Annotated in this window: 23 protein-coding genes and 1 pseudogene; 15 read left to right on the top strand and 9 right to left on the bottom strand. The window is 62.7% G+C overall.

Features of this window, described 5'->3' with window-relative positions; translation table 11 throughout:
* Positions 1-3: 3 nt before the first annotated feature.
* From CIT26_RS25825 to CIT26_RS38915, 4 genes and pseudogenes are all read right to left on the bottom strand, one after another.
* On the bottom strand, positions 4-1293 hold the full coding sequence (locus tag CIT26_RS25825; RefSeq protein ID WP_095495187.1) for a TIGR02678 family protein: 1290 nt from the start codon (positions 1291-1293) through the stop codon (positions 4-6).
* Positions 1290-2771 (bottom strand): TIGR02677 family protein, encoded by a 1482-nt coding sequence (locus tag CIT26_RS25820; protein ID WP_245319553.1) that lies wholly within the window; start codon positions 2769-2771, stop codon positions 1290-1292. Before CIT26_RS25820 ends, CIT26_RS25825 begins: the two co-directional genes overlap by 4 nt.
* A 218-nt stretch (positions 2772-2989) precedes the next feature.
* The gene (locus tag CIT26_RS25815; RefSeq protein WP_245319552.1) at positions 2990-3946 is read right to left on the bottom strand and encodes an ROK family protein; all 957 of its coding nucleotides are present in this window, start codon (positions 3944-3946) and stop codon (positions 2990-2992) included.
* 111 nt (positions 3947-4057) lie between these two features.
* Positions 4058-4186 (bottom strand): annotated as a pseudogene (locus CIT26_RS38915) (hypothetical protein); the annotation flags it as partial.
* A gap of 143 nt (positions 4187-4329) precedes the next feature.
* On the opposite strand from CIT26_RS38915, the gene CIT26_RS25810 reads away from it, so the two are divergent.
* The 14 genes from CIT26_RS25810 to CIT26_RS25745 all read left to right on the top strand — a co-directional run bounded on the left by CIT26_RS25810 (position 4330) and on the right by CIT26_RS25745 (position 18803).
* A complete protein-coding gene (locus CIT26_RS25810; protein ID WP_095495184.1) occupies positions 4330-5595 on the top strand; it encodes an ABC transporter substrate-binding protein in 1266 nt (421 codons plus the stop codon).
* A 60-nt stretch (positions 5596-5655) separates the two neighbouring features.
* On the top strand, positions 5656-6591 hold the full coding sequence (locus CIT26_RS25805) for a carbohydrate ABC transporter permease (RefSeq protein ID WP_095495183.1): 936 nt from the start codon (positions 5656-5658) through the stop codon (positions 6589-6591).
* A complete protein-coding gene (locus CIT26_RS25800; RefSeq protein ID WP_095495182.1) occupies positions 6584-7486 on the top strand; it encodes a carbohydrate ABC transporter permease in 903 nt (300 codons plus the stop codon). The genes CIT26_RS25805 and CIT26_RS25800 overlap by 8 nt, the downstream gene beginning before the upstream one ends.
* Before the next feature lie 10 nt (positions 7487-7496).
* Positions 7497-8594, top strand: coding sequence for an ABC transporter ATP-binding protein (locus CIT26_RS25795; RefSeq protein ID WP_095495181.1), 1098 nt, complete (start codon positions 7497-7499; stop codon positions 8592-8594).
* Between the two features lie 4 nt (positions 8595-8598).
* Positions 8599-9372 (top strand): SDR family NAD(P)-dependent oxidoreductase, encoded by a 774-nt coding sequence (locus tag CIT26_RS25790; RefSeq protein WP_425350378.1) that lies wholly within the window; start codon positions 8599-8601, stop codon positions 9370-9372.
* Positions 9373-9412: 40 nt separating this feature from the next.
* Complete coding sequence (locus CIT26_RS25785; protein WP_095495254.1) at positions 9413-10414, top strand: sugar phosphate isomerase/epimerase family protein; 1002 nt, start codon at positions 9413-9415, stop codon at positions 10412-10414.
* Positions 10411-11223, top strand: coding sequence for an SDR family NAD(P)-dependent oxidoreductase (locus tag CIT26_RS25780; protein WP_095495180.1), 813 nt, complete (start codon positions 10411-10413; stop codon positions 11221-11223). Before CIT26_RS25785 ends, CIT26_RS25780 begins: the two co-directional genes overlap by 4 nt.
* Before the next feature lie 349 nt (positions 11224-11572).
* Entirely contained in the window at positions 11573-12760 is a 1188-nt protein-coding gene (locus CIT26_RS25775; protein ID WP_095495179.1) for a magnesium transporter, read from the top strand.
* Positions 12761-12795: 35 nt separating this feature from the next.
* Positions 12796-13248 carry a Crp/Fnr family transcriptional regulator gene (locus CIT26_RS25770; RefSeq protein WP_245319565.1) on the top strand — a complete coding sequence of 151 codons (453 nt, stop codon included), beginning with the start codon at positions 12796-12798 and terminating at the stop codon, positions 13246-13248.
* Positions 13249-13476: 228 nt separating this feature from the next.
* On the top strand, positions 13477-14751 hold the full coding sequence (locus CIT26_RS25765) for a tetratricopeptide repeat protein (RefSeq protein WP_143747914.1): 1275 nt from the start codon (positions 13477-13479) through the stop codon (positions 14749-14751).
* 95 nt (positions 14752-14846) lie between these two features.
* Positions 14847-15557, top strand: coding sequence for a FecR domain-containing protein (locus CIT26_RS25760; RefSeq protein WP_095495176.1), 711 nt, complete (start codon positions 14847-14849; stop codon positions 15555-15557).
* A gap of 24 nt (positions 15558-15581) precedes the next feature.
* The gene (locus CIT26_RS25755; RefSeq protein WP_167391536.1) at positions 15582-17495 is read left to right on the top strand and encodes a CHASE2 domain-containing protein; all 1914 of its coding nucleotides are present in this window, start codon (positions 15582-15584) and stop codon (positions 17493-17495) included.
* A 186-nt stretch (positions 17496-17681) separates the two neighbouring features.
* Entirely contained in the window at positions 17682-17933 is a 252-nt protein-coding gene (locus CIT26_RS25750; RefSeq protein WP_143747912.1) for a hypothetical protein, read from the top strand.
* A gap of 12 nt (positions 17934-17945) precedes the next feature.
* Positions 17946-18803 (top strand): hydrolase, encoded by an 858-nt coding sequence (locus tag CIT26_RS25745; RefSeq protein WP_095495173.1) that lies wholly within the window; start codon positions 17946-17948, stop codon positions 18801-18803.
* A gap of 63 nt (positions 18804-18866) precedes the next feature.
* Here the strand turns inward: CIT26_RS25745 and CIT26_RS25740 are convergent, their stop codons facing one another.
* From CIT26_RS25740 to CIT26_RS37920, 3 genes are all read right to left on the bottom strand, one after another.
* Positions 18867-19766, bottom strand: a complete 900-nt coding sequence (locus CIT26_RS25740; RefSeq protein WP_095495172.1) for a proline iminopeptidase-family hydrolase — start codon at positions 19764-19766, stop codon at positions 18867-18869.
* A 157-nt stretch (positions 19767-19923) separates the two neighbouring features.
* On the bottom strand, positions 19924-20181 hold the full coding sequence (locus CIT26_RS37925; protein ID WP_245319550.1) for a response regulator transcription factor: 258 nt from the start codon (positions 20179-20181) through the stop codon (positions 19924-19926).
* Positions 20118-20348, bottom strand: coding sequence for an autoinducer binding domain-containing protein (locus tag CIT26_RS37920; RefSeq protein WP_245319549.1), 231 nt, complete (start codon positions 20346-20348; stop codon positions 20118-20120). The genes CIT26_RS37925 and CIT26_RS37920 overlap by 64 nt, the downstream gene beginning before the upstream one ends.
* A gap of 260 nt (positions 20349-20608) precedes the next feature.
* Here CIT26_RS37920 and CIT26_RS25730 point away from each other — a divergent pair, with 260 nt between their 5' ends.
* Positions 20609-21469 (top strand): alpha/beta fold hydrolase, encoded by an 861-nt coding sequence (locus CIT26_RS25730; protein ID WP_095495171.1) that lies wholly within the window; start codon positions 20609-20611, stop codon positions 21467-21469.
* A 28-nt stretch (positions 21470-21497) separates the two neighbouring features.
* On the opposite strand, the gene CIT26_RS25725 is transcribed toward CIT26_RS25730, so the two are convergent.
* Both CIT26_RS25725 and CIT26_RS25720 read right to left on the bottom strand, forming a co-directional pair.
* Positions 21498-22394 carry an arginase family protein gene (locus CIT26_RS25725; RefSeq protein ID WP_095495170.1) on the bottom strand — a complete coding sequence of 299 codons (897 nt, stop codon included), beginning with the start codon at positions 22392-22394 and terminating at the stop codon, positions 21498-21500.
* Positions 22395-22832: 438 nt separating this feature from the next.
* Positions 22833-23741, bottom strand: a complete 909-nt coding sequence (locus tag CIT26_RS25720) for a LysR family transcriptional regulator (protein WP_095495169.1) — start codon at positions 23739-23741, stop codon at positions 22833-22835.
* Between the last annotated feature and the right edge of the window lie 50 nt (positions 23742-23791).

Below are 23791 nucleotides of genomic sequence, written 5' to 3'. Positions count from 1 at the left end.
CGTTCATGTCGGTTCGAGCCGAAAGCCGACGTCCGCTGTCGGTGCATTGCGAGTTTCGCGGATGTCAGCTTCGCCCAACGCGAAGCGCGCTAGCGCCGGCAGTGGATGTACGGCACCGGCTTCCCGCACCGCGAGCTGCAGTTTTTCCAATCGTTCGATCGCGATGGCAGCGAGTTCGCGTTCGGCGCCTGGTTCGCGTGCCGATTTACGCCAGTAACGACCATACTGCGCCTTGGCCTCGTGCAGGAAGCCGGCAATGTCATGCTCGTGGATACCGCGGGAAAAGGCCTGCGTCGTGTCGCCGCCATCGGCTCGCCGCTTCCTTTGCCCCGCTGCCAGATATTCGGCGACAAGCAGTGTTACATGGGCGTCGGTGCCTTCGGCAGGCATTGCCACGTCGGTCAGCAGACCGGCTTCGTCGACCAGCGCCAGCCCTTCCGCGCGCTGTTCCGCCACCAGGCCGGCAGCATCGCACAGGCGCGCCGCCATCGCTCCGCGCTGGTTGAAGAAGTATGCACGGGCTTCCGGGTCCAACGTTTCGACATAGACAACCGGATCGTCGAGAAGCCGGCGTGCGAGCTGGTGGCGCAGCGCCGTGCGCCGACCTTCCTCGCTGTCCGCCACATGTTCGCCGACCAGGGCGCACAGCCGCTCTTCGAGCGTTGCCGGCGCCTCTTCCGGAGTCCAGGTGGAGGGGCCACGCACGGCCGCGAGCATGCCGGAAAGCATGCGGCGCTGCACGTCGTAGAGCGCATCCGCCTGATCGCCTCCGGCTTGCACGAACGTTCCTTCGTCGCCGGCCACGCGATGCAACACCCCGAGGCTCAGCAATGTGCGGCACACCGAGACGAGTTCGCGCCGCTCGTGTTGCGCCTCGAGGGCGAAGGTGAAGTCGAGCGTCGGCTCGGCGGCGAGCTCCAGCAGCCTCTCCCCGAGTAGGCGCAAAGTGATCTGCGGGTCGGCGCGTTCGAGCACCGCGCAGGCGAGGCAAAGCAGCACGTAGCGCCGGCGATCGTAGCCGGGGATGCCGCGCATGGCGTCGGTCAGGTTTCCGGGCCGCTTGTAGAGGCGCGCGCCCTCGCGCTCAACCTGCAGTATCCAGCCCGTCTCGCGAGAAAACCATTCGCGCAATGCTTCGGCCTGGCGGCGTATAGCGGCGAAATCCTCATGCGTCGGGCCGATCATCGGCGTCATCAGCAGGGCGCGCACGCAGGCGCGAAACTCCTCGCGCTGGAAACGCTGCTGCACCAAGCCGATGCCGCGACTGTCGTTGTAGTCGCTCGCCGCCTTCATCGACCGTCCTGCAAGGGGGTGATGGTGATCAGATGGTCGCGCCCGGCAAAGACCCCATGCGGCGTGTCGATCGTGGCGCGGCTGTCGGGGGCAAGCGGCTTCAGGTGGATGTGCAGCAAGCCGTCGCTCGTCTGGCGTTGCACCGGCGTCTCCGGCCCGGCTTGTTCGGCCAGCGTCTCCCCGAGCAGGCCCAGGAACAGACCGAAGGCATGCAGGTCAAGTTCCCCAAGATCCGAAAGCCGCGCCGGGCGGCTGGTGGCGAGACGCTTGCGCGCTGCTTCGACCTGCTGTGATTCCTCAGCGAGCTGAAGCGCCAGGAACGCGCGCTCTTCGGCGCGGTCTCGCACGCGCGGCAGCGGTCCGCGCGGGGCCGCTTCGCCATATTCGCGCAAACGCGGGTGAATCTTGAGTGGCGGGGCATCGGCCCAGGAGGTGCTGGCCGGTAGCTCGGCGTCCACGCTGGCGTTGAGCGAGAAATGCCGCGCTGGATTGAGAGCGAACGCAGCCCGCGCAAGCCGGTGCGCCTCGCCGTTGTCTGCGCAAGCGGCAAACCAGCCGGCGAGCAGGCGGAAGTCGGCAGAGCGATCACTGCGGCCGCTGCGCCGCTCATTCAGCGCGGCGATAGCGGCCAGAAGCTGCGGGATGGCCGACCGTGCCCGCGCCCGCAACAGTTCGGCTTGCGGCGGCTCGTGGCCGGTGCTGAGGAACCAGCCGCGCAGACCCTTCCAGCGTTCTCGCCATGCTTGCAGGTAGCCTTTCCGCGCCTCGGCCTGATCCTGTGCGCCGTCGGGAGCCGCGTCCCGCGATTCGCGCTCTGCCACCTGCCCAAGCAGGGCCTCGACGCCCGGCTCCAAAGCCAGGATGAGGCGTGCGATCGTGTCGGAACGGCGCACCAGATCGCCCATGAAGCGTTCGAGATAGTCGATCAGCCGCTTCTTGTAGTTTGCGACCGCCCCTGCCTCGGCTTGCTGCAGCTCGATGCTGCGGGCGACACCGGCCATGAACGCCTGCGCGTTCTCGGCTAAACCTTCGAAGACACGTACAAGATCCCGCAGTGTTTCGTGAACCTTGGCGACGTCGGGTTGAGTTGCTTCGGCCAGCGCCTGCAGTGCCTGCAGTCGGCTCGCTATGTCCTCGAGCGCCACCGTCTGCAGTTCAGCGCGGCGCTGCAAGGTCTGTACAAACATCGCCAAGGCCGATTCCACGGCCTCGCCGCCCTGCGAGAGCCGGTAGAGAAAGCGCGCACGGTAGAAGTCGCTAAGGCTGGAAACCCGCGCGGTGTCGGGGTGCGATTCGAGATTGCCCCATTCCGTGAGCTGGGTGAGCGCCGTATTCACGTCCTCAATGCGCGGCGGTCGGTTCGGCCATCGGGCTTCGGCAAGCACTTCGTCTGGCCGCAACTGCAATCGATATTGCCGCTTGGCCGCCGCGAAGACGTCCATGATGCAGCGATAGAATACGGCCTTCTCGGCGCTCACATGACGAAATAGATCCGCCGGGTCATTCGCAATTTGGATAGGCAATCGCCGCCTCCCGGACTCACTTTGAATGTTTTCCCTTTGTTCCCGCGCCTAGTCAAGACGCTTGGCGAGGTTTAGGCCTCCGTATCCCTCTGCATGGGGGTCGGTTCGCGCCGGTTCAACCACCTTTTCGAAGTCGTTTGGTCGATCTGAAAGCCACCCGGCGCAAAGCCAGATCATTGCAGGCGGCTGTTGTGGCGCAGCACGAGGCCGACTGCGCCGAGCAATGCATCGTTCTCTGTGTGCTTGCCAACGATTATCCGCGTGCGCAGGGCGGGCGCGATATCGCGGGACTTGATGAGCGTGTGGCGTTCATATGACGCGATCAGCGGTGCCAGGAGAATGTCACCTGCCAACGCCATGCGGCCACCGATGATGATGAGCGGCGGATTGATCACCGAGCTGATCAAGCCAAGCCCACGGCCGGCGAACTCGGCGGTGTCCTCGATCATACGCAGTGCCCCGACGTCGCCCTGTTCAGCCATCATGATCACCTCGTCCATCGTGACCGGTCGCCGCACGATGCGCGAAATCTGCTCGAGCGGCCGGGCAAAACTCGCATAGAGCTCCAGACATCCGCGATTGCCGCACCGGCAAAGATCGCCGCCGGGATCGATGCTGATGTGACCGAATTCGCCGGCGCCGCCGGCGATGCCGGTCACCAGCCGGCCATGCTGGACAATGGCCCCACCGACGCCCAGATCGATCTTGAACAGCACGAAATCGTCTTGGCCGACGGCCGCGCCCCACATCAGCTCGGCAATGGCCGAGCAGTTGCTCTCGTTATCGGCGAAAATTGGCTGTTCGAGAACCGGCCCGAATACGTCGCGGATGTTGACCCCAGCCCAGGTCGGAACAATACTCGCACGCTGCACCACTCCTTCGCGGCTGACAGGGCCCGAGACGGAAACCCCAACCCCCAGGAGTCCCGCCATCGGCAGACCGTTCTCTTCGTAGCATTGGGCAATTGCTGACCTGGCGAGCTGGGCCGCCTGTTGTGGCTGGTAGTCCAGACCCATGGGGATAGTTTGTTCGGTAATGACCGAATGCGAGACGTCGGCGACGACGCACCGCATCTCGTCGAGGCCCAGATGGATCCCGACGCAGGTGCCCGCAGCGGGATTGAGCGTCAAGGTCGCGGCAGGCCTGCCAATGCCCCTGGCCCCGTCATGGTGGGCCGAGGATTCGATCACCATTCCGGACTTTCTCAAGCCATTGAGCGCGGTTGAAACCGTCGATCTCGCCAAGCCGGTGATTCGGGTGATTTGCGACGCAGAAAGCACGCCGCGCTCACGCAGGCATCGCACGATCAGGCTCTCCGGTGATGCGGAGGGCTTGTCGATCAGCCAATTTCTAAGCGAAGGTTTGTTCATGATAAGCGCAAAGGACGTTGACTGATAGCTCAAATATGTCATCTTGGAAAGAACGGGGATTACTGCATCTCCGTCTGCGACGAGCTCAAATTGCGTCCATAAGCGGTCGATGCGAACCGCACATCACATATGGGAGTGAAGCGATGGAATACCTGAGGACGGCCGTTGCGGCCGCTGCGGCGTACACCTTTGTTGCGGGAGCCGCGCTCGCAGAGCCCAAGACCAACCTGTTGCATCAATGGGCGACCGGATCGGACGCTCAGGCTATTGCAAAGCTCGGCGAGATGTTCACCGCCAAGGGTGGCACCTGGCAGCAGACCTCCATCGCAGGCCACACGGCCAACACGCTGGCGAAACTGCGCGCCGACGTGATAGCCGGCAACGCACCCCCCGCGGTGCAGCTCAAGGGGCCCGAGATCGCCGAATGGAACGAGACCGGCATGACAGCCAATCTCGACGACCTGGCGACAACGGAAAATTGGGAGAAGGTCGTCGCTCCCGAATTGCTGCCGGTGATGAAGCCGACCGGCAGCTGGGTGGCGGCACCGATGAACATCCATCGCATCAACTGGCTGTGGGCATCGCCGAAGGTCATGCAGGAAGCAGGCGTCGCCGAGGTGCCGAAGACGTGGGCAGACTTCAACGCCGCCTGCGACAAGATCGTGGCGTCAGGCAAGATCTGCATCTCGCACTCGACTGCCGACTGGACCGATTCGACGGTCTTCGAGGTCGTGGTCTACGGAATGGATCTCGATCTCTTCAAGAAGGCCTTCGTCGAGGGTGACGTCGAGGCGATGCGCAGCGACGGCATGGTCAAGGCCTTCGAACAGTTCCGCACCATGACGACGAAATATATGGACCCCGGCATGAACGGGCGCGACTGGGATACCATGTCGCATCTGGTCGGCCGCGGCGAGGCCGCCTTCCACATCATGGGCGACTGGACGCTCGGCCTGCTCACGGCCGGCGGCTTCAAGGAGGGCACCGACTATGTCTGCGCCCAGGCGCCGACCGACTGGGGCAAGCCGGGCTTCATCCTGAATTCCGACTCGGTCGTGTTCTTCCAGCAGAAGGATCCGGACTACGTCGAGGGGCAGAAACTGCTCGCCAGCACCATCCTGTCGCCCGAGTTCCAGACGATTTTCAATCAGACCAAGGGCTCGATCCCGGCCCGTCTCGACGTCGATCTTTCGAACGGCTTCAATCGCTGCCAGCAGCTCTCCCAGAAGGACCTGCAGGCGTCGATCGATGGCGGCACGCTTGTCCGTTCGATGGCGCATAACATGACGATCCCGCAGAAGGTGCGCGGCGCGATCATGGATACCGTCACCGAATTCGTGGCGACGCCGGACATGACCGCACAGGACGCAGCTAGTGCGATGGCTGATGCGGCCGAAGCGCAGATGTGAAGAAGCTGCCGATGATTGGCCCGGCGTGGCGCGCCCGGCCTGACTTCGCCGGAGCAGCCGATGTCCACGCATGACCTGACTGTACCGGTTGCGCCTCCCGCAGCCCCGTGGCGGCAGCGCCTGGGCACGATGGTGCCCATTCTGGTGCTGGCGCCGTCGCTTGCGGTGAGTTTCATCTACGTTTTCGTCTTCACGCTCTGGACGCTGTATCTCTCGCTCTCCAATTCGTCGCTGATGCCGACCTATGGGTTCGTCGGTCTGGACAATTATGCTTCGCTCTGGGCCAACCGGCGCTGGAACATCGCCTATACCAACCTCTTCCTGTTCAGCGGCTTCTATATTGTCGGCTCGATGGCCATCGGACTGCTTCTCGCGATCCTGATCGACCAGCGCGTTCGCGGCGAGGCGGTTTGGCGCACGATCTTCCTCTATCCGCTGGCAGTGTCCTTCATCGTCACCGGTACGGTGTGGAGCTGGCTCTATAATCCCGTCGACGGCATTCAGGCCTTCGTGCGGGGGCTCGGCTGGACCGACTTCAGCTTCGCCCTGACGGCCAACCGCAACACCGCGATCTATGCGGTGATCATAACCGGTATCTGGCAGTCGTCCGGCTTCGCCATGGCGCTTTTCCTGGCTGGCCTGCGGTCCGTCGATCCGGATCTCATCAAAGCGGCGCAGATCGACGGCGCGTCGGTTTCCCGAACCTATCGGAAGGTCATCCTGCCAACGATCGCCCCGATTTTTCTGGCGGTGGCGGTCATTCAAATCCAGTTCGCCATCAAGACGTTCGACCTGGTGGCGGCGTTGACGCGGGGTGGACCAGGTGTCTCCACTACCTTCCCGGCGATCTACGTCTACGATCTGATGTTCCAGCGCGGGCAAATCGGCGAGGGTGCCGCTGCGGCGATGATGATGCTCGCCGCCCTTGCGGTTGTGCTGGTGCCCTATTCCTTATGGATCGTTTGGCGCAGGCGGGCGGAGGGTCGCAATGGCTGACATTGCCCTCAATGCCCGGCATGATCCCGAAGCGGCCGCGGCTACCCGGCGATATTTCTGGAACCGCTTCTTTGTCTATGCGGTGCTGACGCTTTTTGCTGTCATCTACCTTGCACCGCTGCTGGTCGTGGTCTTCAATTCGTTGCGGGAGCAGTCGGAGATTGCCCGCAACGGCCTCATCTCCCTGCCGCGCAGCTTCCGCCTCGACGCGTGGGCGCAGGCCTGGGGCACTTATTGCGTCAGCGGCACCTGCGAAGGCATGAAGCGCAATTTCTTCAACTCGCTCTGGATGACGATCCCCGCGACGGTCATCTCCACGCTACTCGGGGCGATGAACGGCTACGTGCTGTCGAAATGGCGCTTCAAGGGCTCGGAAACTCTATTCAATCTGATGCTGCTCGGCGTCTTCATGCCCGGCCAGATCTCGCTGATGCCGTGGGCGTTCCTGCTCGGCAAACTCGGGTTGACCAATTCGACGTATGGGCTGGTCTTGATTCATGTCGTCCAGGGCATCTCGTTCACCACCCTGTTCTGTCGCAACTTCTACGTCAGCATACCGGACGATCTTATCAAGGCGGCACGCATCGACGGCGCTGGCTTCTGGCGGATTTTTCGCAAGATCATCCTGCCCCTGTCGCCGCCGATTTTGATTGTCACCGTCATCTGGCAATTCACCGGTATCTGGAACGAGTATCTGTTCGGCGTCGTCTTCACCTCGGGCCAGCAGCAGCCGATTACGGCGGCATTGGTCGCCCTCACTGCCGGCGGCACGACCGCCCGCGCTTACGATGTGATGAGCGCAGCCGTGCTGATCGGCGCGCTGCCGCCGTTGCTGATCTACCTGTTCGGTGGAAAGTACTTCGTGCGCGGCCTGACACAGGGCGCCATCAAATGAGGCATCGCCCATGTCCGCGCTGATGATCCGCGACCTTCACAAGAGCTATGGCGGGCTCGAGATCCTGGCCGGCATCAATCTCGAGGCTCGGACCGGAGAATTCATCGCGCTCGTCGGTCCCTCCGGCTGCGGCAAATCAACCTTGCTCGCCATGATCGCCGGCCTGGAAACCGTCACCTCGGGCGAGATCTGGATCGGCGACCGGCTGGTGAATTCCGTCCAGCCCAAGGACCGCGACATAGCGATGGTGTTCCAGTCATACGCCCTCTACCCCACGATGACGGTGCGCCAGAACATCACCTTCGGCATGGAAAGCCGGGGCGTGCCCAAGGCGGAGCAAGCGGAAGCGGTAAAGCGGGTTGCCGCACTCCTGCAGATCGAGCAGCTGCTCAAACGCAAGCCGGGGCAGCTGTCAGGTGGCCAGCGGCAGCGTGTTGCGATGGGGCGCGCACTGGTACGCGACCCGAAGCTGTTTCTGTTCGACGAGCCGCTGTCCAATCTCGACGCCAAGCTGCGCGTCGACATGCGCACCGAAATCAAGAAGCTGCACCACCGCGTCGGCAAGACGACGGTGTACGTCACCCATGATCAGGTCGAGGCGATGACGCTAGCGTCCCGCATTGCGGTGATGAACCAGGGCTCGGTGCAGCAGTTCGACACGCCGAAGCGGATCTATGACCGGCCGACCAACATGTTCGTGGCCGGTTTCATGGGGTCGCCGGCGATGAATTTCATCCCCGCCCGGCTTACCGGTTCGACCAGCATCGCGGTGCGCGCCGCTGACGGCAGCGACGCTACTCTTGCCCTTGCCGCGCCTTTGCCCGCCAGTGCGCCAAAGGACGTGGTGCTCGGTGTTCGGCCGGAACACATCTACCGTTTCACGACGGACCTGAAGTCGCGCAAACCTGCTGTCGAGTCCATGCAGGCGCCGGTCGAACTGGTCGAGCCGACCGGGGCCGAGACGCTTGCCGTCCTCAGGCTAGGCGACCTGGAGATCACCGGCCGATTCGAGCCGGATGACGCTCCCGTCATGGGCGAGACGATAACGCTCGGCATCGACATGTCGCGCGCCTGTCTGTTCGATCCAACAACCAGGGCGCTTCTGTGATCTGATGTCCATACAATTCGCGACTTATCCGAGCTTGACCGATCGCGTCGTGCTGATCTCCGGCGGCGCCTCCGGGATCGGGGCCGATATGGTCCGTGCTTTCGTGGCGAATGGCGCCCATGTGGGCTTTCTCGATGTGCAGGATGGACCCGCGGAGGCACTGGTGCGTGAGCTCAGCGGTGCCGGCGGGCGAGCTCCCCTGTACCTCCACTGCGATGTCACCGACATCGCTGCGCTGCAGGCGTCGGTAGAAGGCGTGCGCGCGCAGCTTGGTCCGGTCGCCGTCCTGGTGAACAACGCTGCCGATGATCAGCGCCATCCTGTTGACGCGGTGACAGCCGAATATTGGGACCGCAGTTTCGACGTCAATCTCCGGCATCACTTCTTCGCTGCGCAGGCGGTGCATCCGCATATGAAGGAACTCGGCTTCGGCTCGATCATAAACTTCTCTTCCATCGCCTGGCGTTTCGGCGCGGACCAGATGGTGGCCTATGCCACCGCCAAGGGGGCTGTGGTGGCGCTGACGCGCGCACTGGCGCGGTCGTTTGGATCCGACAACATCCGCGTCAATGCAGTCGAACCCGGCGCCGTAATCACCGAGCGGCAGCGCGAGCTGTGGTTCAAGACGCAGGACGCAATCGACCAGACGGTGCAGCGGCAATTGATCCGCCGCGTCCTCCTGGGCGAGGAGATTGCACGGACCGTGCTCTTCCTTGCCGCCGATGACAGCCGCATGATCACGAAGCAGTCCATCGCCGTCGATGCCGGCCTGCGCTGATGCGATCGCTTCCATATCTTTCAACGGAACTGCCAAACTGATGCTTCGTCTCGGCCTCAACCCTTACGGACTGACCTACACTCTCGGCCTGCAGGGACGCGGTACGCCGCGGCACAATCCGGATGGCGCGGGGCTGGAAGGCTTCATAGCGCTCGCGCAGGAACTGGGCGCACGCACGCTCGAGATCTACGAACCGTGGCTGACCGAATTGCCGGACGCCGCGGTCGTCGAGCTGCGCAGGCGTCTGGCCGCGCTCGACATCGTCCCGGTGGTCAGTGGCGGACTGCTCGTGGCCGGTCCGTTGGACAACGCGTTTCGGGCTGCGCGCCTGCTCGAGGCGACAATAATCCGTATCGCACTGACCCCCGTCTTGTGCGGCGACCGCAACGTGTGGGGTGGGAAATGGAGCGAGTTCAACGCGACGATCCGCGCTGCCCTGACGGAATGGGGGCCGCGTGCGGCGGCGGAGGGCCGGGTGCTCGGCATCGAGAACCATCAGGACTTCGACAGCGACGAACTGGTCGCGTTCTGCGAACTCGGCGGGCCTGGTGTCGGCATCACCTACGATACGGGCAACACGTTCCCTGTCGGCGAGGCACCGCTTGTCTTCACGCGGCGGATCGCGCCGCATGTCCGCCATGTCCACCTCAAGGACTATCGCGTGCAGTTCACGGATGAGGGCTATCGTCTCGTCCGCTGCGCGATCGGCGACGGCGCCGTGCCTTTCGCCGAACTGGCAGCCATCCTTGGCGAGCACCACGACACGCTGACGGCCGTGCTCGAGCCGGGCGCGCTGGAGGCCCGCCACGTTCGCTGTCTCACCGACGACTGGTGGAACGGATATGCGCCTAAGACCGCGCGCGAGTTCGCGGCCTGCCTGAGTGCTGCGCGCGTAAACCGCCTTGCGGACGACGCCGACTACCGGACGCCATGGGAACGCGACGATGACGGCGCGCTCGTTTCGTATGAGCTCGACATGATCCGGCGCAGCGCTGCCAACATGAAGAAGTTCGATTTCATTGCAATGGAGAAATCAGCATGACTGCCCGAGAACTCAGCGGCCTGACTGCCTTCGTGACTGGCTCGGGACGCGGCCTCGGCCGCGTCATGGCCGACCGCATGGCCGAACTTGGAGCAAACGTCGCGATCCATGATCTCGATTGGACCCGGCCATCGCAATATGGCGAATTCGCAGACCTCGGCGAATCCGCCAGGGGTTTGGAAAAACATGGGACACGGGTGACCGCGGTCACCGGCAACATAGGCGACAGGCAAGCCGTCGCCGAAATGAAGAGGAAGATCGAGGCGGACCTCGGCGATGTGCACGTTCTGGTCAACTGCGCCGGCGGTGACATCGGCGCCAAGGGGGTAAAGCCCAGCCCCAACAACGCGCTCGACATCGACTATGATGACATCAAGGTTCTGACCGAGAACAATCTCATCGGCACGATGCTGGTCTGCCAGGCGTTCATTCCGCCTATGGTCAAGCGCGGCTCAGGCTCGGTGATCAACATTGCCTCGGCGGCAGCGCATATCGGATGCTCGCCGGAGGTAGTCTACTCCACGCTTAAGGCGGCCGTCGTCCATTATACGCGCTGCCTCGCCAAGGAATTGATCGACGACGGCGTGCGCATCAATGCGGTGAGCCCCGGCGCCACCAAGACGGCACGGTTCCAAGCGAGCCGCGTGGTCGATCCGGAGCGCATGGATTCGAGCAAGAAATCGCTGAACCGGTATGCCGAGCCTGAAGAGATCGCCGAAGCGGTGGCCTTCCTCGCCGGTCCGCGCGCGCGTTTCATCAACGGGCAGATCATCCGAGTCGATGGCGGTTTCACCATCTTCCCAGGTTAAATCGCGGCCGTTCACACCGCGAACTGTTGGGCTGAGCGCACCCCAATGAGCAGGGCCACGACGGCCCATTGCCGACCTTACTTCGTTGATGGGTTGCGACGTGCTCGCAGAGCCCAGGAATCGACGGTGAAGTTCGGCAACACGTCAATTCTCTTGGCGACACGCTGACGTTACAGCCCGCCTGTATGCACCCACGCAATGGCTCAGATTTGCCTGGGTCGGTCTACTCGGGCGCCCTGAGAAGGCGAAGATTTCCGGATCGAGGCGCTTGGGCCACCGTGCGCCTGGGCAGAGCGAACCGGTCCCGTCTATAAGCTCAGAGGCGCAACATTAGAGGTTGGGGGAATAGATGAGGGAAGAGAACGACATTCAGAAGTTGGTGCGCACGCTGCGTGCTCGGGCACCTGACGACGCGGCTGAATTGCTAGCCCGAGAGTCTCCCGAGTTAATCCGCGACGCACTAAAGTTGTTACCGGATAGGCACGCCCGGAAGGTGGCGGAGTATTTGCCATCGCAAAGGATGCCCATCAAATCTCATACCGACGGCAAGGATCTCGCGATCCCCGAGGCCATCGTCGAGCTGATGGACCCGATCCCCGCCAGCGTTGCTGTCGGGACGACGGTAGCCGCCGCAGTCGAGGCCGTCAGGCGCGCGCAGGTGCCGACCGAGTTGACTTACCTCTACATCACGGACGAGGGCGATAGACTGGTTGGCCTGGTGGTCTTGCGCGATCTGATGCTGAGCGAGGCCGACGCGACGGTGGATCAGATCATGCTGGCAAGTCCGTTCGCCCTTCACGTCGATATGCCTTTGAGCGAAGCCTGCAAGGCGGCGGTACGCCGTCACTACCCTGTCTATCCCGTCGTGGACGCGGAGAACCGGCTGCTCGGGCAGGTTCGCGGCTGGCGGCTGTTCGAGCAGCAAATCATCGAGATTTCTGCCCAACCTGGCCAGATGGTGGGTGTCCAGAAGGAGGAGCGTTCTTTCACTCCGCTGTTTTCAGCCTTCTTGAAACGTCATCCGTGGCTGCAGCTCAACCTGCTGACGGCCTTCATAGCCGCTTTCGTGGTCGGCTCGTTCACAGGCACGATCGAGAAGATCGTCGCGTTGGCGGCGTTCCTCCCGGTGTTGGCCGGACAGAGCGGAAACACCGGCTGCCAGGCGCTGGCTATTACGCTGCGTGGCCTCGCCTTAGGGGATGTGGACAAACGACCGAAGCTGCACCTGGTGCTGAGGGAGGGAGCGCTCGGGATCGCCAACGGCCTGCTCGTCGGTCTGGTGGCGGCTGCGGCCATGTGGTTCTACGCTTCACGGCAGCCGGAGTCGGCATCCCAGGCGCCCATGCTGGCACTTGTGATCCTGCTCGCAATGTCCGGATCGTGCCTCATGTCCGGAATCTCCGGCGTGCTGATCCCGTTGGGCCTGCGGCGTGTCGGCGCCGATCCGGCCGTGGCTTCGGCCATCTTCCTAACCACCGTGACCGATATCGTAGGCATGGGTCTGATGCTGGGACTGGCCACCATGCTCGTGCTGTAGGTCGCGTCCGCGGACGCGTCCCGGAAGATTTGAAGGTGCTGATGAGCTATCTCGACCACGTCGAATTCCCCAAAGGCGCCGTGCTGTGCCGTGCTGGCGATCCGGCAGGCCGGCTGTGGATGCTGACGCGCGGCTGTATCAGCGTCTGGGTAAGTACGCCTGGCGGGCGGCGCCGGCTGGCGAGCATCACGGTGGGGGAGATGGGTTTCCTGACAGAGCGAGCACGCTCGACGGACGCGATCGCGGACGAGGACGTTGTGGCCTATAAGCTGACCTCGTCGGTGTTCAACAAGATAACAAAGGCTAGGCCGCACATTGCGCAGGGCGTCCTGCGAAGCATCGCCCGCCAGCCCTCTCCGACCGCTGCGCAACGCGACGGAAGACCTTCGGATGAGCTGCATGTGACCCTGATGGGTCATGCGGCGACCAGATACGTGCAGAATCGCGCAAACAATATTGATCTTGTCGGCTGCGCAATCCACGGCTGATTATGATTTGTCTTAGTTGCCGTTTGTAGCGAATACTTTCTCGAAGTCAAGCAACGCTGAGAAGATGTTTGACCAACCAGCGTAGGCGAAATGCGAATGAACCCGATAGTTTGTTGCGCAGCTGCAACAGCTGCTGAAGACTCGGAGGTCTCGTGACAGTTCTGTCGCTTTTTTTCGTGTAGGCGTGCTAGATCCGCTGCACTAGTCGGGTTGGGTGGGGTTCTCGGCATGCATTCCTCGTTTTCAATGATCTTCGGCTTCGCCGCGGCGCTGCTTTGTACCGGCATATTGCCGGCCGGCGCACAAGGTCTCTATCCGGCCTATGACGATGCGTTTTCGGCCCGCATTGCCAATCCGACCGACAATGGAACGCTAGCTCAATTCGTCACAGTTGCCGTCAACGCAGGGCAGTACGATCAGGCGATCTCGTCGATCGAGCAGTATCTCATCAAATATCCTCGCGATGCGCGCGCCCGGCTCGCGGCCAGCCGGTTGTACTATCATGTCGGCTCCTATGAATTGGCCCGGCGGCAGGTGCAGTACGGCCTCGAGGTCGGGGACCTGTCCGCCGATGAGCAGCAGGAAGCCGTTCGCCTGCTCGCCCGCATCGAGCGCGCGTTACTTGGCGTCACCTGGGAAATCGCTCTGACTGGCGGCATGTTCAGCGCATCCACCGATTTTGAGCCGGGCGGGGCCGAAGACGACCGCACCTTGGTCTCGCCCTATGGGCGGGCGGAAGGCTTTGTCCGATGGGATCTCGGCACGCCAAGTGCTGATGCACTTGTCCTCTCGGGCTCGTTGGCCGCTACAGAGCGCTTTTTCACCAAAGACCTGTCGGTTCCCGGTGCCGAGGAGACTTTTACCCACGGTAACGCCGCCATTACCTTGGACAAGGGACTGCCCAACAGCGGGATCGATTCGCTACGGCTGCTACTTTCCGCGTTCGCCGTTACAGATCGCTTCGACAGCGACGTTCACGAGACCGGCGTCGGTCTAAGTGGGCGCTTCCTCGTGCGCCCCACCGTCGAGACGACGCTTTTTGCAGGTGCCGGCTACATCGATCTAAGCGGCTCGAAAGGCATCTTCGCCGATAGCAGGGTCTTCTATGAGGCAGGCGGCAGCTACCGCTTCCGCAATGGCCAGGCGCTCGGACTGCGCCTGGTCGGCTCGAATGACTTCGCCTCCGGAGCTGGCGAAATCGGCCGCAGCTACATGGGAGAGGTCCGCTACGGCGGCGTGATGATGGAAGTGCCGGACCTTTTCGTATGGTCACATCAGGTCGCCTTCTCGGCCGGCCACAGCGACACTCCCGACTTGTCCGTCGGCATCGGCACGAACATAGAGAGCGATTTCTGGCGCGTTGCCTCGGAAAGCGATTTTCAGCTCACGGAGTGGCAGAAGGTCAGTGTCGACCTCGCCTATCGCGAAACCGACTTCGATATCGCTAGCCGCGACCGAAATTCATTCGAATTGCTCGTGAGCTACACGTTGACGCTCAACTGAAAGAGGCCGCGATGAGGACCCTGTATCGTCAGATAGCGACTTGTATCGCCTGCCTTGCCTTTGCGGCACCATCTGTCGCTGAAACGGTCGGGTCCATGACGGCCTACCAGACCAACATCATCCGCAATGATCGCGAGGCGATGAACGTCGGCGCTGCCGTCGAACTCGGCGACCAGCTGCGCAGCAATATCACCGGTCTCGGAATGCTCGTGTTCCGGGACGAGTCGAGCGCCAAGATTGGTCCGAACACCAGCCTGACGATCGATGAATTCGTCTACAACCCGGGGTCCCGATCAGGAAAGATCGACATCGGGATGAACAGCGGCCTGGCCCGTTTCTACGGCGGTCAGGTTTCGAAGGGCGGCGACATGCAAGTTGCGACGCCACACATGGTGCTCGGAGCCAGAGGCGGCATCATTGAAGTGCTTGTGATAGCTGGTCAGACCGTCGGCATACTGCGCGCCGGCCGCATGACCTGCATGATGAATGGCCGCAAGCTCGTGATCACAAACCCGGGCCACGCCTGCACGTCGGACAATGGCAAACTGCTGACCGGCTACGGCGGTATCGACGCCTTCCCGATATTGGACAGCATAGAGCGGATAGCCGGCACCGGCCTTCCAGGCGAGCCGGGTCCGGGGCTGGACGTAAGCGCGATTTGTGCGTCAGCACTCGGCAGCTCGCTCAAAGCCTGCAAGTCCACCGACGGCGCATTGCCAGGAGCTGTCATGGAGTTCCCTGACAGCCCAACGCCACCTGCGGGCAGCGGAGTGGATGAGGATGACTGCTATCCCGACTGCCGGTAGGCCCGGCCGACCGGCATGAGCCCCTTGGCTGATTGGCGGCGGGCTGCCCGGCGCAAGCTTCCGGGTCTTGCGGTCGTACTCTTGCTGCTCGCTTGCCATTTTGCTTTCGACCGGCCGCTATCGCACCTGCGCGAGCGTACGTATGACTTCTACCAGTTCCTCGCCCCGCGCGAGGCGACGAGCAATCCTGTTGTGATTGTCTCGATAGACGACGCGAGCCTTAAGGCGTATGGGCGATGGCCTTGGAATCGTGGCCTTTTGGCCGATCTGGTCGATGGTGTCGCCGAGTCTGGTGCCGCGGTGATCGGGCTTGCGCTGGTGCTGCCCGAGGCTGACATCTCTCCTGATGGCATCGCCGGAGACAAGCGCCTTGCCAGCGCGCTGGCGAAAAATCGAACGGCGCTCGCCGTCAGCCTGGGCAATGAGGCGACCGTATCAGAAGCAGAGCCCAAAGCCGGCTGGTCGATCGTCGGGCAAGTACCCGAGACGCTTCCTGGCTTCACCGGTCTGACAGGCTCGCTTCCTGATTTCTCGAGCGCCGCTGCAGGCCTCGGCGTAATTCGCACTTTGCCCGATCCCGACGGCGTATTACGCCATGTGCCGCTGCTCTGGCTCCGAAATACGGCTCAAGGCGTGCAGCTCTGGCCGTCCTTCGCGCTCGAACTCCTGCGCCTCTACGCCGGAGAGAACGGCTACGTGGCCCGGATGAATGCCGCCGGGTTTGACGCACTCAGGATGGCCGGCACCATTGTGCCACTCGAGCCGCAGGGCAGCATCCGCCTCTGGGAAACCGACACCAATACGCCGCGCACATCTGCCAGTGATATCCTTTCGGGCCGCGGCGATCCGCTGCTGCGGAACGCCATAGCTATTGTTGATCTGTCGGCCGTGGGACTGACCCAGTATCTGCCCACCCCGACGCGTCCGGCGCGACCAGGCGTGGACATCCACGCTGATGCAATCGGCCAGATGCTTGCCGGGCGCTATCTTGTAGAGCCTACGCAAGGGCGGATGCTCGAGCGGCTCTGGTTTGTCCTTGGTGGCATCGTTTTCATCGGGCTTTCTGGAGTGCTCGCCGAGCGGGTCGTGCTTGGCGCATTCGCTCTGGCGCTCCTGGCTGCCACGCCCTTCGTGTTTGGCGCTCTCGAATACAGCCTGCAGGGTGTGCTCTATGACCCACTGCAGCCGGCGCTTGCGACGATCCTCGTAGCTGGCTTCGAAGGCTATGCCCTCTACAGGCGCAGCGAGCAGCGCCGGTCCACCCTGGCCCGGCAGTTTTCGCAATTTCTGTCGCCCTCCGTGGTGCAACGCCTCGCAAATTCGGATACCGAAGCGATCCTGTCCGGAGAGAAGCGCGAGATCACAATCCTGCTGAGTGATATACGCGGCTTCACGGCGATGAGCGAACAACTCGATGCCCAGGAAATCGGAAAGGTGGTCAATCACTTCCTCGGCCTTGCGACCGATGAGATACTCAAGCGCGACGGGACCATCGATAAGTTCATGGGCGATGCCGTGCTAGCCTTCTGGAACGCGCCGCTTGACCAGCCAGATCATCGCGAGCGCGCGCTCGAAGCGGGGCTTGCTCTGATCGAACGGGTGAAGCGCGAAAATGCCGCGTTCACCGCGCGCGGGCACCCCTCTATCGAAATCGGCGTCGCCATCGAGACTGGCATCTGCTCCGTAGGGAATTTCGGCTCCGAACGGCGCTTCGATTACACCGCGATCGGCTCGCCGGTGAACCGCACGGCACGGCTCGAGTCAACGACCAAAAAGCTGAGCATCCCCCTGGTGCTTGGTCCCGGATTTGCGCAAGGAGCATCGATGCCGGTTGTCCAGGCGGGTGCCTTCGAACTCCAAGGCTTCAAGGGCGAGGTGCCGGTTTTCACCGTTCCGGAGATACACCCCTCGTCGCAATCTGCCGAGGCAGTCGTGTGATGCTTGGCACCAGTTCAACTCGCTATGTCATTGGCAGCCGGCGAGCGAAAGCCAAGGGCGGCGGAAATACGATGGGCAGCCCGGGCTACCATGTCGCCCAGTTCGCTTATGCTGGTCGGTTTATGCCGATAAGGCGGATGCCCACGATGACAGCGCTGGTCACGACGCAGAACCCGGATGCCGGTATTGGGCAACGCAAATTCGGGCCGCTATTCAAATCCCGATCTCGATGCCAAACTGGCTGTGGCTAAGCGGACGCTGGACGATGCCAAGCGCGAAAAGATGCTCTCGGAACTCAGCGAGATCGTCTTCAACGACGTCGCCCTGATCCCGATGCGCTACGAGGTCCTCGGTCCTCTCTTGGCTGCCCGGAAGGACCTTCAGTTCACGACGCGGACCGAACAGTATACGCTGGCTGTGAATGACAAGACTGGCTGAGGAGTTGTAGACTTGACCAGCATCGCCACGGGATTCGCGGATCGCGGTCGCGCTACATACGATCTTGGCGCGACCGCCATCTTTGCTTCCAAATCAGACCCACGCTTCCATTATTGTCTGTATGTACCGCCCGCGGTTGGGGAAGGCGCCAAAGTCGACCTGCTGGTGGCTGTCCATGGTACTGGCCGCACCTCGTTCCTGGGCTTCCGCGACGCATTCGCCGAATTCGGACGCTGGAACGAGTGCGCCATTTTGTGCCCGCTGTTTCCAATCGGCGTTCTCGGCGACGACGCCCGCAGCGGATACAAATACATGATCGAGGGCGACATCCGCTACGATCAGGTGCTGCTCGCCATAATCGAGGAGGTCAGCGCCAAATACCGTCAGGACTGGACCCGGTTCGCCATGTTTGGATTTTCCGGTGGCGGGCATTTCACCCATCGCTTCGCCATCCTCCATCCCGACAGGCTATGGGCGGCTTCGATCGGCGCGCCGGGCTCCGTGACCTTGCTCGATCCCGCGCGGGACTGGTGGGTGGGCATTCGTGACCTGCCGGAGAAATTCGGCATCACCTTCGACGCCGCAGCGCTGGCAAAAGTGCCTGTCCAGATGATCGTCGGCGATGCCGACCTGGAGACCTGGGAAATCACGCATGTCCAAGGCAGCACCCATTGGATGCCGGGCGCCAACGATGCAGGACAAACGAGGCCGGAACGCCTCAGGACGTTGTGTCGATCGTTCGAGCAAGCGGGTGCGCGCGTACGCTTTGATTTGCTGCCCGGGGTAGCCCACGAACGCGACGCGGTTCTCGATCCGGTCAAGGATTTCCTGGCCCAGGCGCTCAAGGAACGACGGAACGCATCAAGATGAATGCAATGGCCAAGCCCGGCACGATAAGCTTGTGCAAAGATAGGCTGCTGTGGAGCGCGGACCTCAATCGTATTTGGCCACAAAGCGTCCGACGGCGGCGAGGCAATCGTCCTTCTCCTCGACATGCGGCATATGGCTGGAATTCGGGAAGACCATGCCTTCGACGTCGGGAATATGATCGAGAAAGGGCTGGACGCAGGCCTCGGTCGCTTCGTCGTAAAATCCGCGGAACGCCAGGGTTGGCGCCTCGATCAGATGCAGGCGCTCGACGATGGTCCAGTTCCGCATGGTGCCGATGACGTGGAATTCATTGGGTCCGTTCATGGTGTGATAAACCGTCGGATCCTCCTCGATTGCCGCGAATGTCCGGGCGACTTCCGGCGGCGTCGGAAGGACACGGCAGACGTGGCGGTCATAGAAGGCTTTGGTTGCCGCAACATAATCCGGGTGATCGGTGGTTCCGGCTGCCTCGTGCCGGTCAAGTGCATTTTGCACATCGGCCGGCAGCCCGGCGCGCAATTGCAGCGCGCCTTCCATCCATAGCGCCATTGAGGCCAGCGAATTGGCCAGGATCAATGCTTTGAGTCCGGCGGGGCGTCGCACGGCATGTTCAGCCGAGAGTATGCCGCCCCAGGATTGGCCGAGCAGGGCGTAACGGTCGGCTACGCCAATGTGAGCGAGCAGCGCGTCGAGTTCGCCCAGGAAGAAATCGACGGTCCAGAAGTCGCCGCCCTTGTCGGGCAGATGGGTCGATTTGCCGTTGCCGATCTGATCGTAGTGGATGACGGCCCGCCCGGTATCGGCCAACTCCTTGAACGAATCGACATAGTCATGCGTGCAACCCGGCCCGCCATGAGCGACGACCAATGGCAACTTCCCCGAGTTGAGATCGCCGATTACGCGATACCAGGTGCGGTAACCCCTGTAGTCGCTAAATCCTTCGGTGGTCGCATGTGCCGTCACAGTTCCAAGCTCCGCGTCATGGCGCGGCAGGAACCATAGTGACGGACCCTCCCAAGCCTCGTTTGCGGCCGACGGTACTAAGCGGCCCGGCGCATTTACAGCTAGCACTATTTATAGGTTTGCCCTGGCGGGGCCGGTGGCCCTCAGGCGGAGAGCCTCAATGCTCCGGCGCGAGCAGCCGGTAGTGGGCAGCCAGCGCGATGGCGTGGAAGCGGTTTCGCGCGCCAAGCTTGCGCGTCGCCGCATTGAGATGCAGCGTTGCAGTCGGCACCGCGCGGCCAATCTCGCGCGCGACCTGCTTGGCCGTCAGTCCGGCGGCGGCGAGGCGCAGGCACTGACGCTCGCGCGACGTCAGATGGACATATTGGCAGGTGCGGATTCCGGCATCGAAACCGGCATAGACGGAGTCGTGCAAAAGATGGCCCAGATCGCCGATTTCGGCGATGAACTGCCTGCTTCGGCCTCGAACCCGGTCTCGGGGTCGGCGCGGATCGCGGTGAACGTGGCCAGATCCCCGCCGGCAAGACGGATGGGCACGGTGACGCCGCAGGTCATCCTGGTATCGAGCAGATAGCTGATCACGGGATCATGCCTGGACCGGGGGGCGGGTAGGGCGCGGGATCATTCGGGGAGACAGGTGGAAAGCTGGGATCCCGAAGAGTCCGACGGCGCCTGTGTGAGGAAACAGATTGTCCCTAAAAAGCAATCGACTGGGAGTGATTTTGCCCGTACGAGCGTATCCGCAAGCACGCTATGGCGCGACGTAACCCATAGATTTAGAATAAATCCGGGAGAAAGGCGGGCGAAACGAGCAATGGCTCGGTGAGAGAAGGAGGCCTGCGATGATCCGGCACTATCTTCGTGTCATGGGCGGAAGCCGTCTCGCGGTGGATGTCGGAGGGGATCCCTCCAGTCCCGCCCTATTGCTGCTGCACGGCTTTCCCAGCTCAGCGCGCACGTTCCGGCGTCTGGCCCCGATGCTCCTCGACGACCTGTTCGTCATCGCTCCCGATCTTCCGGGGTTCGGGGAGTCCGATGTCCTCGCCTCGACATCCTTCGAAGCAATGGGGAACGCAATCCTCGAAGTCCTCGACCACTTCTCCGTCGGTCCTCGCTTCATCTACCTTCACGATTTCGGCGCGCCAGTCGGCTTTCATGTCGCGATGCATGCACCCGCGCTGGTGACGGGTCTGATCATCCAGAATGCCAACGCTCATACCAGTGGGTTCGGCCGCCAATGGGCAGACACCATCGCCTTTTGGTCGAAGCCTACCGCGGAGAATGAGGCCGCCGCCACCGCTCATCTGACCTGGGAAGGGACACGGTATCAGTATGTCGGGGGCCTGCCCGACGATGTCGCAAAGTCCATGGCTGCCGAAAACTGGGATGAGGACTGGCGCGTGATGAGCCTGCCGGGACGGCTCGAGGCACAACGTGCCCTCCTGGCGGACTATGGAAACTATGTGCGCCGCTTCGCAGAGATCCAGGGCTATCTGCAAACCTATCAGCCGCCTGCACTGATGGTGTGGGGTCGCCATGACCCCTTCTTCGAACTCGCCGAAACCATGAGTTGGATCGAGGCGCTTCCCCGCATGGACGCCCATATCCTCGACGCCGGTCATCTCCTGCTCGAAACCCGTGCGGAAACGGCAGCTCACCTGATCCTTGATTTCATCAACAGGGAAACGGGCCGGTCCAGGTGAATGGGTCACGGTGTCGGATTTGCCCGTACTAAGCGGGTGCGGCTGTGCCGAGGGCTGCGGCCAGGACGTCAGCAAGGCCATGGCCGGCGCTGCCGTCCTCGTCAAGGCGCGGATTGTAGATGGTGACCTCGAGTCCGACCGCCTTTCCGCTCGCCAGGATGATCTGGAGCGCCGCCGACAACTCGTCCCACGAGAGCCCGCCCGGTACGCGGAAATCGACCGCCGGCATAATCGCATCATCGAGACAATCGGCGTCGAGATGGATGAAAAAGCCGTCGAGTTCCGCCCGCGTCAGGTGGCCAACGGCCGCCCGGGCGGCGGATTCGACGCCCAGGCGGCGGATGGCGTGCAGATCGTAGGCCATGAGCTCCGCTGGCAAGGGCTGGCTGCCGAATTCGGCCTGGTCCTCGTGGTCGCGAAATGCGAAGGCGACAGCGTCCGCGGAGCGAACCAACGGGCGGCGGCCCTCCAGGTCGCTCAGCAGCGCCGGCCCGTAGCCGGTGACGAGGGCCAGGTCCATCGACGCGCCTTCGCTGTTGGGCTCCGCTTCCGGCTGGAAGAAGTCGGCGTGACCGTCGATGAAGAACAGGCCGTAGCGACCGCGCCGGCGCAGCGCGAGCATCGGACCCAGCAAGATCGTACAGTCGCCGCCCAGCACCACCGGGAACTCGCCAGCGTCCAGCACCTCCTCCACGGCGTCGGCGAGCTTCGGCGACCACGCCGCGATCGCGTTGGCATTCAGCGTCAGGGTGGCAGGGTCGGGCTTCGGGTCCTTCGGCGGGACGGCCAGCCGCCCGGCGCTGCGCGCATGGATGCGTTCGGCGAGGCCCAGTTCCAGCAGCCGACCGGGCAAGCCCTCCACGCCGTCGGTCGCCAGACCCAGCGAGGACGGCGCTTCAAGGATGGCATAGGGGCGGGTCGGCATCAGATGCTCCAGCTATCGCGAGTGAGAGCCGGCGCAACGCGGCGGTCTTCGCTACTGAGGGCTGCGCGGCTGCCGGTTTGACGGCCACATAAGCGATGCTTTTGCGGCCAAACTCACCTCGCAGCCGACGTAGCCTCGGTACGCAACACCTCTCGGTACGCTTCAGGCCGCCACGCTCTTCGACGTTGTCTCCAGCACCGCTGACGGTATTTTTCTCGTCAATTCGATCGCGCTGTTTTCGCCGGAGGTCGCACCAGTCGGGCAATTGATACCGAAGTGGACAAAGCTGAGGAAATTTCAACCCGCCCAATTCCCTTTTGAAGTTAAGACCGCAAGTTTTCCGACCGGTGGCGAGGCGGTTCTTGACCGTATTCAGAGACAAACTTGCGAGGCTGGATCAATGGGCTAGCTCAAAACGATCCAAAATGGGCGCTCTTCTCAAAGGCCTTCATCCCAATACGGCGTGCGCCCTATGCATCGCGCAAGATGGTCGACGAAGGCTCGGACCTTCATCGACATGAGCCTGTTGCTGGGATAGACGGCGTAGATCGTGCTGGCTGGAGGCTCCCAGGCATCAAGCACGCGTCGCAGCGCGCCAGTGCGCAGCGGCTCCGCTACCGCCCACGTGGGCAGTAGGGCAATGCCGATGCCGTCGAGCGCCGCAACGCGCAGCATCTCCGCATTGTTGCTGCGAAAGCTGCCGCCCACGGCCACGCGCGCCTCGCCAATTTTGCCGGCAAGGCGCCATTCATCGCCCCAAGGCAAAAGGCTGGTGCAGAGGCAGTTGTGCTTGGCAAGGTCGCCCGGCTCGCGCGGCATTCCATGCTTGTCGAGATAAGCGGGTGCAGCACAGGCGACGAGCCGGGATGGCGCGAGCTTGCGCACGACAAGCGGCGAATCCTCGAGCACGCCGATGCGGATCGCCAGATCGAGCCCCTCATCGACCAGGCTCACATGCGCCGGGCTCAAAGCAATATCGACGGAAAGTTCCGGATAGCGCCTCAGGAACTCGGGAACGGCCGGCGCCACATGCATCCAGCCGAAGCTGTCGGGCGCCGAAATGCGAAGCGTACCACGCGGTTCGCGCTGCAGCGCGCTCGCCTCTCGTTCCGCAGCTTCAGCTTCGGCGAGAATCCGCGCGCAGTGGCGGTAGTAAGCTGCGCCCGCTTCGGTCATCGAGAGTCGACGCGTGGTGCGGTTGAGGAGGCGAATGCCCAGCCGCTCCTCGAGCCGCTGCACATGGGCGCTGACGGCGGATTTGGAGAGTCCGAGCCGATCTGCCGCAGTCGAGAAGCTGCCGCTGTCCACGACGCGAGCGAACGCCGCGATGCCGTCGAGCGGGTCCATTTCCCGATTGTCCTGAAATCCGGACAGAATGTCCTATACAATTCCGGCTA

The sequence above is a fragment of the Mesorhizobium temperatum genome (genome assembly GCF_002284575.1).
GTDB classification, from domain to species: Bacteria; Pseudomonadota; Alphaproteobacteria; order Rhizobiales; family Rhizobiaceae; genus Mesorhizobium; species Mesorhizobium temperatum.
The sequence above is the reverse complement of the archived record's forward strand: the minus strand, read 5'-3'. Positions and strand labels throughout refer to the sequence as shown.